Origin of the sequence: Type-D symbiont of Plautia stali (assembly GCF_001485335.1) — a bacterium.
Classification (GTDB): Bacteria; Pseudomonadota; Gammaproteobacteria; order Enterobacterales; family Enterobacteriaceae; genus Pantoea; species Pantoea vagans_C.
The window spans coordinates 87830-99588 of sequence record NZ_BBOC01000003.1; the positions used below are offsets into that span (position 1 = coordinate 87830).

Below are 11759 nucleotides of genomic sequence, written 5' to 3' on the forward strand. Positions count from 1 at the left end.
TGCGTACCGAGTTTTGGCTCAGTGCGTATCGAACCAATCTTCCAGAATAATCACTGCTGATTGTGAATCTACCTGACCTTTTTGCAGGGCACGAAAACCGCCACGTTCAAACAGGTCGGCGCGGGCTTCAACGGTGCTCAGCCGCTCGTCCTGCAGTTCAACGCGCACACCGAAGCGGCCATGCAATCGATTTGCGAACTTACGTGCGCGCACCGTCAACGGCTGTTCGGTGCCATCCATATTCAGCGGTAAACCCACCACCACATAATCTGGCTGCCACTCTTTCAGCAGTTTCTCGATCAGGTTCCAGTCTGGTGTGCCATCCTGCGCTTTAAGCGCCGTCAACGCGCGTGCGGTGCCGGTTAGCTGCTGGCCCACGGCAACACCGATGCTTTTGGTGCCAAAATCAAATCCCAGCAGAGTTTCACTGGCCATCAGGCGTGTCCTGCATCGCTGGTCATATTGTGGATATCCACACCCATGCTGCGCGCGGCTTCACGCCAGCGTTCGGCAATCGGCGTCTGGAACAGAATGTTGCTGTTAGCAGGCGTGGTCAGCCAGGCATTTTCCAGCAGCTCGTTTTCCAGTTGATCCTTCTCCCATGCACAGTATCCCAACGCCACCAGCACGTTGTCTGGCTGCGATGAAGTTCCTATGGCTTCCAGCACATCACGCGATGTGGTGATCACGGTGTTATCGGAAATACGGATGCTGGAGGAGTAAACTTTCTGGGCAGAGTGCAGGATAAAGCCACGATCTTCCGCCAGCGGACCACCGGAAAATACCGGCTTGTCCAGTTTGATGGCAGGATCGCGATCGGTCGCGCTGATTTTGAGCTTCTTCAGGATGCCTTCGACAGTCAGATTTTCCATCGGCTTATTCACAATCAAGCCCATGGCACCGTCCTCATTGTGCTCGCAGATATACACCACCGAGCGTTTGAAGAGCGGATCCTGCAGCGACGGCATCGCAATCAAAAAATGGTGCTGTAAATTCATTATCACTCGTATACCAAAAATAACCGGCGTAGCCGCAGCCACGTCGGTTTTGGGTTCTCACGACGCTTACACGCCGTTGACATCAGCCCAAACGTTTCTCGATGGCATCCATCAGCATGCCCGTGATCGAAATTGGGAAAGCCGCTTCGATTTCACGCACGCAGGTTGGGCTGGTAACGTTAACTTCGGTGAGTTTATCACCAATGATGTCCAGTCCGACAAAAATCAGCCCTTTGGCTTTCAAGGTGGGGCCGACACGACGGGCAATTTCCCAGTCGCTGTCACTTAATGGGCGCGCTTCACCACGGCCACCCGCAGCAAGGTTACCACGGGTTTCGCCGCCCTGCGGAATACGCGCCAGGCAATATGGCACCGGTTCGCCATCCACTACCAACACACGCTTATCGCCGTCTTTAATGGCAGGCAGATAGTTCTGCGCCATGCAGAAGTTCTGGCCGTGGTTGGTTAGGGTTTCGGTGATCACACCAAAGTTAGGATCGTCCTGCTTCACGCGGAAGATTGATGCGCCGCCCATGCCATCTAATGGCTTGAGGATCACATCACCGTGCTCCTGCCAGAAAGCGCGCAGCTGCTCTTTATTGCGCGTGACCAGCGTATCAGGCGTCAGATCGGCAAACCAGGCGGTATAGAGCTTCTCGTTACAGTCACGCAGGCTCTGCGGTTTGTTGACGATCAGCGTACCTTGCTCTTCCGCACGTTCCAGTAAGTAGGTTGCATAGATGAATTCGGTGTCGAACGGCGGATCTTTACGCATCAGTACCACGTTCAGGTCAGCCAGCGGGATCACCTGCTCGCTGCCAAACTCGTACCATTTGTCATAGTTATGCTCGACGCTCAGCAGACGCGTGCGGGCATAGGTCACACCGCCACGCAGGGAGAGATCGCCCATCTCCATGTAATGAATTTCGTAACCACGGCGCTGTGCTTCCAGCAACATGGCGAAGCTGGTGTCTTTTTTAATGTTAATGGACGAAATTGGGTCCATAACGATGCCAAGCTTAATCATTATTCTCTCCTAAAAGGGGGACTGCCCGTCATACTTCAAGCCGCAGGTGCGTTGGCTGCTTTCATTCACCCGAATCACTGACTCAGTTAGCGATTCAGGACTCTCTCGTTTGCCGCCTTCCCGCAACATGGATTATTTAGGGCAGCCAATTAAATTAAATTATCGCTTAACCAAGGTCGCCAAACCTCACCTGAAGTGCCGTAATCGCGGTGAGAGCCGTGGTTTCGGTGCGCAGCACGCGCGGACCGAGCAGGATATCGGTGAAACCCTGCTGAGCGGTCATGGCAATTTCATCAGCGGACAAGCCGCCTTCTGGCCCAATCAGCAGACGAACACGCTCCACAGGTTGCGGCAGCGTGTTAATGCTGTGGCTGGCACGCGGATGCAGATTCAGCTTCAGACCGCTGTCTTCCTCGGCGCACCACGCCTCTAATGTCATCGCTTCGCGGATTTCTGGCACACGATTACGACCGCACTGCTCACAGGCGGCAATCGCGATTTTCTGCCATTGCTGAATCTTTTTCGCCAGCCGTTCGGCATCCAGCTTTACGCCGCAGCGCTCAGAAAACAAGGGTGTAATCACGTTCACACCGAGTTCGATCGATTTCTGGATGGTGAATTCCATTTTCTCACCGCGCGACATCACCTGTCCGAGGTGTAAATGTAGTGGAGATTCACGGTCATCAGGCTGACTGGCAAGGATGTTTACTTTTACACGCTTTTTATCCGCTTGGGTGATTTCAGCGCGAAAAGTCAGATTACTGCCATCAAACAGCTCAATTTGTTGACCGGCGGTCATGCGCAGCACGCGCCCGACGTGGTTGGCGGCGTCTTCGTCGAGGAAGACTTCGCTGTTAACTTCAAGAGATTCGGGATGATAAATGCGAGGTATACGCATGCGGTTCCTGCCAGCGTTATGCCGTGTCATTGGACACGGCGCAATCGGAAAAAAAGCTAGTGTAGGGTAGCGCTTTTAGCGCTGGCAAGCCTGTTGTACATAGGGGTTGTGATTTCCCTGTACCTGCGCAATGCGGTTATCGCGTTCGCACTCCCACTTTGTCACTGGGTACTGCTTGTTCCAGGCGGTGAACAGCTGCGTTTGCTGGCGTGATAAACGCAGCTGATACTGGTCACGCATATAGAAGTAGGTTCGGGCGATGGCGCCGCGTGCGCGCTCCGGCGGCTGCGCCAGCTTCTGTTTAAAATCGATCTTCATTGAGCACTGACCATATTGCGGGTCGCCGCCGTTCCACTGGCTGTACTGGAAGTTATTGCGATCGCCATTCACTTCGCCAATCGCCGGTTGCAGGTTATGTAAATCGCTTTCGATGCGGCGGTAATCGGCATCTTTACTGCAGTTTTTGCGCCCGCCGTTTTGCCAGCACTGGCGCTGATGGCCAAACTCCCACGCCGGCATCACATGTTCCCACTCAATGCGATCGGCGCGGTTGGCATTTTTGCGCACGTTGTAGCCGCAGCTGCTGAGATCGGGCACGCCTTTCTTGCCATGCCAGTTGATTTTACAGCCGCAGTAAAAATCAGCCGGGGCATCCGTATTGATCTGCGCGGCGACGACTTTGGCCTGCTGGAAGTTGTTCTGATGGTAGTTGGAGAAACTCAGGCTGAATGCACTGATGGGCGCGACTAATAAAGAGAGTAACAACAGCGTTTTGCGAGACATATTCCAAAAATTAACCTGGTGCAGAAAAAGGCGGCAGGGTAACAGAATGGCAGGGGAGGGGATATCAGATTTGCGGACTAACGTGCTGTAAATTCACCGGGTTGCAGTAATGTACCGCACTGCACGCAACGATATTCGCTCTCACCGCGCAGCACGCGGTTATGACGACGCACCGTGAGCTGATGTTGCTGGCAGCCACAGCGATAGGGGAAGGTGTTACTGCGCACTGAGGCGATTTCAAACTTGTGTGTGCGGCGTGCCGGCACACCGAGCACGCTCTCCATCATCCATTTCCACTCTTTGCCGTGCGGGGGCACGCGACCAAAGGTTTTCCACACCAACAGGTGCGCCAGTTCGTGTGGCACCACTTCATCGATAAAAGGCTGCTGATTTTCCAGCAATAAAACCGGGTTGAGACGGATTTCCCATTTCTCCAGCCAGGCGGTGCCCGCCGCGGTTCCGCGCTGCTGATAAACCAGCTTTGGCTCGTCATAGTGACGTTCCAGTTTTTCATTGGCAAGCTGCAAAAAGTGGCGCAGTGAGCGCATCACGGCTTGCTGGAGCGCGATGGGGAGGCGAGGTGTTTTCATGTTGGGGAGGATAAGGGGTTGTCATCGTCGAATCAACTGAGCGCGATAAATCGCGCCGCTACAAATGCGTGCAATACCTGCCACGCCAGCGCTTTTCGGTCACCATAAATGGCGACCCTACGATAATGTTGAGCGGTTTTCGTGTGCCAAAAATGGCGATCCTGCGATGATGGTATGCGGTACTCGTAGGGTGCGCATTCATGCGCACTGGCACAAAAAAAAGGGCCGCCATCCGGCAGCCCTTTCTCAGCTCAATCAGCCTTATTTCTGGCCGATATCACGCAGTTTTTTACCTGACATCAGGTTACGCTCAATGTGCTCCAGCGACACACCTTTGGTTTCTGGAATCAGCGCCACGGTCAGCAGGATAAAGAACACGTTCAGGCCTGCATACACCCAGAAGGTCGGTGCATTACCCAGGGTGTTCAGCATGGTCAGGAAGGTGGCACCGACAATCATGTTCGCGATCCAGTTAGTCGCGGTAGAGACGGTGATACCAAAATCGCGGCCTTTCAGCGGCTGAATTTCAGAACACAGTACCCAGATCAGCGGGCCAGCAGACATCGCAAAACCAACGATGAACATCAGCAGCATCGCAACCGCGAAGTACTGTGCAGCAGCCGAGTTGATGCCGATGTGCAACATGGTCCCGAGGATGCCCATACCCGCAGCCATCACGATAAAGCCCAGCACCAGCGTTGGTTTACGACCCCAGCGATCCACCAGACCGATGGCGATAAAGGTGGCTAACACGTTCACCAGACCCACAATCACCGTGCCCCACATTTGCTGCGTGGTGTTGGCGAAGCCAGCAATCTCAAAGATTTTTGGCGCGTAGTACATGATGACGTTCATACCGGTGAACTGCTGCATCACCTGCAGCAATACGCCGAGGAACACCGCACGGCGGAAGTTGCCGTTGCTCTGGAACAGCTGCCAGCCAGACTGTTTGATCTTCAGGCTTTCACGAATTTCATCCAGCTCACGTTTGGCCTGCTCGCTGGTGTCACGCAAACGCGCTAATACGCGTTCTGCGCTGCGGAAATCGCCTTTCGCCGCCAGCCAGCGTGGGCTGTTGGGCAGGAAGAACACACCGACCAGCAGCAGAATCGCCGGGATGGTGATTACGCCCAGCATCCAGCGCCATGCGCCTGCATCGCTGAAGGCGGTATCAGACAGATAGGCCGCCAAAATACCGATGGTGATCATCAATTGGTACAGCGAAATCATGCTGCCACGAATTTTTTCTGGCGCGATTTCAGACAAGTACAGCGGTGCGGTGTAAGACGCGACGCCCACGGCCAGGCCGAGAACCACACGTGCTGCAATCAGCATCTCAGGATTCGTTGCCATGGCTGACCACAGCGAACCGATGACGAACAGGATGGCACCCGCCATCAGGCTCTTTTTACGACCCAGATGAGATGACATCCAGCCGCTACCCACAGCACCCACGGCGGCACCAAACATCATGGAACTTACAATCCACTCTTGCTGGTGCGCGGTGACGTTGAAATCTTTTGCGATGAAGGGCAGGGCACCAGCGATAACGCCGATATCCAGGCCAAACAGCAGGCCGGCCAGAGCCGCTAAGAAGCAGACAAACAAGGTCATCATCTTGTTCGATGTTCTGCTGTTATGAGTATTACCAGGCATAATGCCTCCGAAGTTTATCTATCATTGTTTTTATCAATGTTATGAAACCTGCCGACAGAAAAAAGTGAGAGCGATCACATCAGTGTAATCGGTTACACACGCTGAAACCCTGCAATTCAGCATTTTCCGCCTGAAATAGTTACGTAACCAGTAAGGTATAGCACCCTATAAGTTTCTGACATCACTCTAAATATCGGCTATCAGACGACGCTGAAAATAACGCATTTTAATAGGAATGACTACGCTGAAAAATCTCTAAATAACCGAAAATAAAAGAATTTCAAAATGTAATCGTTAACATAGTGTTGTAAATGGACGCAAAAAAAAAGCCCGCACAATGTACGGGCATCTCTTCAACCTCTCCCGTAGGAGAGGGAATATGCAGATTACAGGCCAGCCGCTTCGCGCAGTTGAGCAGCTTTATCAGTCTGCTCCCATGGGAAGTGTTCACGACCAAAGTGACCGTAAGCGGCAGTCTCTTTGTAGATTGGCTTCAGCAGATCCATCATCTGAATCAGACCGTATGGACGCAGGTCAAAGAACTCGCGCACCAGCAGGGTCAGCTGTTCGGTAGAGACTTTCTCAGTACCGAAGGTTTCCACCATGATGGAGGTCGGCTCAGCAACGCCAATGGCGTAAGACACCTGAATTTCGCAACGATCGGCCAGGCCTGCAGCAACGATATTTTTCGCGACATATCGCGCAGCGTAAGCGGCTGAACGGTCAACTTTCGATGGATCTTTACCTGAGAAAGCACCGCCACCGTGACGTGCCATACCGCCGTAGGTATCAACAATGATTTTACGACCAGTCAGACCGCAGTCACCCATTGGGCCACCGATAACGAAACGGCCAGTTGGGTTGATGTGGTACTTGGTGCTGGCGTTGACCCACTCAGCAGGCAGAACCGGCTTGATGATCTCTTCCATTACCGCTTCACGCAGATCGGCGGTGGTCACCTCTTCAGCGTGCTGAGTTGACAGCACCACGGCATCAATACCGACAATTTTGCCGCCATCGTACTGGAAGGTGATCTGGCTTTTCGCATCCGGGCGCAACCATGGCAGTGAGCCATTTTTACGCACTTCAGCCTGGCGCTGCACCAGACGGTGTGCGTAGGTTACTGGTGCTGGCATCAGCACATCGGTTTCGTTAGTCGCATAACCAAACATCAGGCCCTGGTCGCCTGCGCCCTGCTCCAGCGGATCGCTACGGTCAACACCCTGGTTGATGTCAGGAGACTGCTTACCAATTGCACTCAGTACTGCGCAAGAGTTCGCATCAAAGCCCATATCGGAATGGACATAACCGATTTCACGTACGGTATTACGGGTGATCTCTTCGATATCAACCCATGCGCTGGTGGTGATTTCACCGCCAACCAGCACCATACCGGTCTTCACGTAAGTTTCGCAGGCCACGCGTGCTTTCGGATCCTGTTCGAGGATCGCATCCAGCACTGCATCGGAAATTTGGTCTGCAATTTTATCAGGATGTCCTTCTGATACGGACTCAGATGTAAATAGGTGTTTAGCCATTCTGTTCTTTACCTTACAAATGGTTTGAATTCGACTGCATAGCGTAAGTGGACCAGGCCGACTCGACGCCCCTTCAGGCAAAGCCGCGAGCAGTAGGGAGTGTTGATATATGTCATCGACACCGCCTGGATGTTAACCAGTTTAGATGGAAAACCATCTGGACGGCTATTCTAGGTTACTCAGTGAGCACTTTTCCAGTGCTTTTTCAGATACCGCACGTTTACTCAAGCGCCTCAGTGGAATAAATTCCTGACACCTTCCACATATTCCAGACAAAGATTTTGCATTTTTACCTGTCAGGCTGTATAAAACGCCGCTGCTTCCCCAATCCAGTTCTGTTCTTTTCTCTCGTCGATGTTTTGTGTGTTGTGGTCATTATCCCGACACGAGCGCCGGCTAAGCTATTCCCACATTCCCGTTGCTGTGTTTCACTCGACATGCGTCTTGAAAATTCCTGGCTTTACGGCCGGTTTTTTACTGACGTCGGCGCAGTGTTTTACACTTAGAGTCAGCAACGTACTGGGTTACCCGATACCCGGAGTTCAGTAGGATGGGGAAATGTTTACCCGGAATGACCACAGCAAAACCCGGCAACTGTTTCATTTTTCAACGGAAAATTGAGGTTCGTGATGTCTGACGACATGAAGAATATCAAGGGTTCGTCAGCTGGCGAACAGGGTGTACTCCGCTCAATGCAGGAGGTGGCGATGAACGATCAGGAAGCGAGCAGAATGCTGCGTACCTACAATATTGCCTGGTGGGGTAATAACTATTATGACGTCAACGAGCTGGGGCACATCAGCGTGTGCCCCGATCCGGACCAACCGGAAGTGCGCGTTGATTTGGCGAAGCTGGTAAAAGAGCGCGAAGCCGATGGCCAGCGTTTGCCTGCGTTGTTCTGCTTCCCGCAGATCTTGCAGCACCGCCTGCGTTCGATTAACGCCGCTTTTAAACGCGCACGTGAATCTTACGGCTATAAAGGTGACTACTTCCTGGTTTACCCGATAAAGGTGAACCAGCATAAACGTGTTATCGAATCTCTGGTCAACTCGGGTGAGCCGCTGGGTCTGGAAGCCGGTTCTAAAGCCGAGCTGATGGCCGTGCTGGCGCACGCCGGTAAAACCCGTTCGGTGATCGTGTGTAACGGCTACAAAGACCGTGAATACATTCGTCTGGCGCTGATTGGTGAAAAGCTTGGTCACAAGGTTTATCTGGTGATCGAGAAGATGACTGAAGTGCGTCTGGTACTGGAAGAAGCCGAGCGCCTCAACGTAATCCCGCGCCTCGGTATCCGTGCTCGTCTGGCTTCGCAGGGTTCCGGTAAATGGCAGTCAAGCGGTGGCGAAAAGTCCAAATTTGGTCTGGCTGCCTCGCAGGTATTGCAGCTGGTGGACATTATGCGCAAAGCGGGCCGCCTCGACAGCCTGCAGTTACTGCATTTCCATCTTGGTTCGCAGATGTCGAACATTCGCGATATCGCCACCGGCGTACGTGAGTCGGCGCGTTTTTATGTCGAATTAGCCAAGCTGGGTGTCAACATCAAGTGTTTCGATGTCGGCGGCGGTTTAGGTGTCGATTACGAAGGCACACGCTCGCAGTCTGATTGCTCGGTCAACTATGGTCTGAACGAATACGCCAATAACGTCATTTGGGCAATTGGCGATGCCTGTGAAGAGCATGGTCTGGAGCATCCTACGGTAATCACTGAATCGGGCCGTGCGGTTACCGCGCACCACACCGTACTGGTTTCCAACATCATTGGTGTAGAGCGCAACGAATTCAGCACGCCTGTGGCGCCAGATGTGGATTCGCCGCGTCCGATTCAAAGTCTGTGGGATACCTGGCAGGAGATGCATGAGCCAAACGTGCGTCGCTCGCTGCGTGAATGGCTGCACGACAGCCAGATGGACTTGTTTGATATCCATACCGGTTACTCTTCCGGTACTTACGATTTGGGTCAGCGTGCCTGGGCAGAGCAGCTCTATCTCAGCATCTGCCACTATATCCAGCAGCATCTTGACCCCAGCAACCGTGCCCACCGTCCGATCATCGACGAGCTGCAGGAGCGTATGGCGGATAAGATTTACGTCAACTTCTCGCTGTTCCAGTCGATGCCGGATGCATGGGGTATCGACCAACTGTTCCCGGTACTGCCGCTGGAAGGACTGAATAAGATTCCTCAGCGTCGTGCCGTATTGCTCGATATTACCTGTGACTCGGATGGCACCATCGATCACTACGTGGATGGCGACGGTATTGCTACCACCATGCCGATGCCAGAGTACGACATCGATAACCCACCGATGCTTGGCTTCTTTATGGTGGGGGCATATCAGGAAATCCTCGGCAACATGCACAACCTGTTTGGTGATACCGAAGCGGTCGATGTGTTTGCTTTCCCTGACGGCAGCGTAGAAGTGCAGCTGTCGGATGAAGGCGATACGGTGGCCGATATGCTGCAGTATGTACAACTGAACCCGAACGATCTGATGACCCTGTTCCGCGATCAGGTGACGCAGCAAAAGGACATCGAAGAAGGTCTGCGTGCGCAGTTCCTTGAAGAGTTCGAAAGTGGGTTATATGGCTATACTTACCTTGAAGATGAGTAAGGTTTAATCCTCTCGAAACGGGCCCTTTTTAGGGCCCGTTTTATTTTCCTTCATTTAATTTTCTTATTGCCCTGATCTTTTATTTAAAATGTGACAAGCATCACCCTCAATAAATCTTAACCTGCCCGATTAAACACGCCTTTCAAATGCGTTTATATATCTCCTTCATTTTTTTAATAAAGAAAAAATGCCGCTGCGCTTTGGCGCACAATAACCCTGCTTTAACTACTGATTTCTGAGGGATTAGCCTGTCAAACTGTTATGTTTTCTTTGCTATGTATAATCAAAATTTAAACATTAAGATTTTAATAGTACCCTGGTGTAACTATATTTTCTGGCGCTTATTGGAACCATGCATTCTGAATGAAATAAAATGCATTTTAGGGTAAAAATAAAAAACAACTTCGTTGACTTCTTATAAATTGTTTAAAATCAATGAATTCATTATTTTTTGATATGTCAAGGAAGACCTTAACTTAAATTTTTCTAGGAATTATCTGATCGCTTTGTGAAACTAAAAGAAATTTACGTGAGTTATTGATAGCTTTTGTCTATTGAAGTTTCATCTTTGGTTCACTGAAATCTATTTTTCAAAGTGTAAGTTGTACGTTAGGCTTCAGTTAACGTGTTAAGTTTTATCGATGTTTCCCTTACTTCTTTCATGAGAAAACCTGACATTTCAGGCGTGTCAGCCAGTTGCGGAGGGGGAGGTGAAATGAGCGCTCAACCACAATACATTTTCTTGCTGGAACCTGTTCACAGTATATCCGGCGAGTTGATTGCGTGGGAGTTGTTAACACGTTTTGCAGATGATGCAGATATTAATAATAAACGTAACCCAAACAGGGATGCAGGGTTCTTCAGTCGGCTTCCTGCTGACGAAAAATGGCAGTTATTCCTCCACCAGATCGGAAAACTTATTCAGCTATACCAGAAAGGATTTCAGCAGGTCATTAGTGTCAATGTGGATAGAGATATCGTCGCCAGTATTTTCAAAGATACTGAAATACAAGAGAAACTGGCTCAACTAACGCTGATGCGTTTAGAGATATCCGCATTTTTCACCGCGCGATTTAACAGCGCCGATCTCCTGATATTAAAAGGTGTCGCGAAGGTGACATCCGCCCCTTTATGGCTTGATGACTTTGGTCCGGGTTATTCCAACCTGACCATGCTTGATAGCGGAATATTTGAAATCGTCAAGATTGACAAAGATTTTTTTTGGCAATTTGGCGACGGTCACATCTTTGACACGCTGCTCAACCACCTAAACGAATTATGCGATGGCGTCATCGTCGAGGGAGTTGAAAACCAGTCGCACATTGACCTGCTGGCACACAAGAAGATTTACGGCATGCAGGGCTATCACTGGAGTAGTGTCTATTTATCTGATTTGCTTGAAAAATCCTGAAGTGGCTCTGGTTCAGCCTATTTCATCGGGGAAGCAAAAATGTCTAAAAAAGGGTTTGTCGCATTCCAACTGATTTGTGCTCGCCCAATCGAAAATAAAGACGTTTTCCCTATTGTGCTGCTCAGAAATAAAAACAGTCCACTCTCCGGATGGAGGCTTAACTCGGCTCAGCGTGACTTCATCATCAGCCTGTATGAGGTCACCCCAGAGAAAAGGTGAATAATCGCATCGATTATTCGCTATTGAAGC

General features: G+C 51.2%; 10 protein-coding genes. 2 read left to right on the forward strand and 8 right to left on the reverse strand.

Going from position 1 to position 11759, the window contains the following annotated elements:
• Positions 1–18: 18 nt before the first annotated feature.
• The 8 genes from ruvX to metK all read right to left on the reverse strand — a co-directional run bounded on the left by ruvX (position 19) and on the right by metK (position 7490).
• A complete protein-coding gene (gene ruvX / locus PSSD_RS01865; RefSeq protein ID WP_058969090.1) occupies positions 19–435 on the reverse strand; it encodes a Holliday junction resolvase RuvX in 417 nt (138 codons plus the stop codon).
• Positions 435–998 carry a YqgE/AlgH family protein gene (locus PSSD_RS01870; protein WP_058969092.1) on the reverse strand — a complete coding sequence of 188 codons (564 nt, stop codon included), beginning with the start codon at positions 996–998 and terminating at the stop codon, positions 435–437. Before PSSD_RS01870 ends, ruvX begins: the two co-directional genes overlap by 1 nt.
• An 82-nt stretch (positions 999–1080) precedes the next feature.
• A complete protein-coding gene (gshB, locus tag PSSD_RS01875) occupies positions 1081–2025 on the reverse strand; it encodes a glutathione synthase (protein ID WP_058969093.1) in 945 nt (314 codons plus the stop codon).
• A 166-nt stretch (positions 2026–2191) separates the two neighbouring features.
• Positions 2192–2923: a 16S rRNA (uracil(1498)-N(3))-methyltransferase gene (gene rsmE / locus PSSD_RS01880; RefSeq protein ID WP_039327297.1), complete on the reverse strand. Its 732-nt coding sequence runs from the start codon at positions 2921–2923 to the stop codon at positions 2192–2194.
• Positions 2924–2998: 75 nt separating this feature from the next.
• Positions 2999–3706 (reverse strand): deoxyribonuclease I, encoded by a 708-nt coding sequence (endA, locus tag PSSD_RS01885; RefSeq protein WP_058969095.1) that lies wholly within the window; start codon positions 3704–3706, stop codon positions 2999–3001.
• 77 nt (positions 3707–3783) lie between these two features.
• Positions 3784–4296: a SprT family zinc-dependent metalloprotease gene (locus PSSD_RS01890; RefSeq protein ID WP_058969097.1), complete on the reverse strand. Its 513-nt coding sequence runs from the start codon at positions 4294–4296 to the stop codon at positions 3784–3786.
• A 261-nt stretch (positions 4297–4557) separates the two neighbouring features.
• A complete protein-coding gene (locus tag PSSD_RS01895; protein ID WP_058969099.1) occupies positions 4558–5952 on the reverse strand; it encodes a sugar porter family MFS transporter in 1395 nt (464 codons plus the stop codon).
• Between the two features lie 386 nt (positions 5953–6338).
• Positions 6339–7490 carry a methionine adenosyltransferase gene (metK, locus tag PSSD_RS01900; RefSeq protein ID WP_039337079.1) on the reverse strand — a complete coding sequence of 384 codons (1152 nt, stop codon included), beginning with the start codon at positions 7488–7490 and terminating at the stop codon, positions 6339–6341.
• Between the two features lie 629 nt (positions 7491–8119).
• On the opposite strand from metK, the gene speA reads away from it, so the two are divergent.
• Together speA and PSSD_RS01910 are read left to right on the forward strand one after the other, a co-directional pair.
• The gene (speA, locus tag PSSD_RS01905; RefSeq protein WP_072214935.1) at positions 8120–10099 is read left to right on the forward strand and encodes a biosynthetic arginine decarboxylase; all 1980 of its coding nucleotides are present in this window, start codon (positions 8120–8122) and stop codon (positions 10097–10099) included.
• Between the two features lie 715 nt (positions 10100–10814).
• Positions 10815–11510 carry an EAL domain-containing protein gene (locus tag PSSD_RS01910; protein WP_058969101.1) on the forward strand — a complete coding sequence of 232 codons (696 nt, stop codon included), beginning with the start codon at positions 10815–10817 and terminating at the stop codon, positions 11508–11510.
• Positions 11511–11759: the final 249 nt, after the last annotated feature.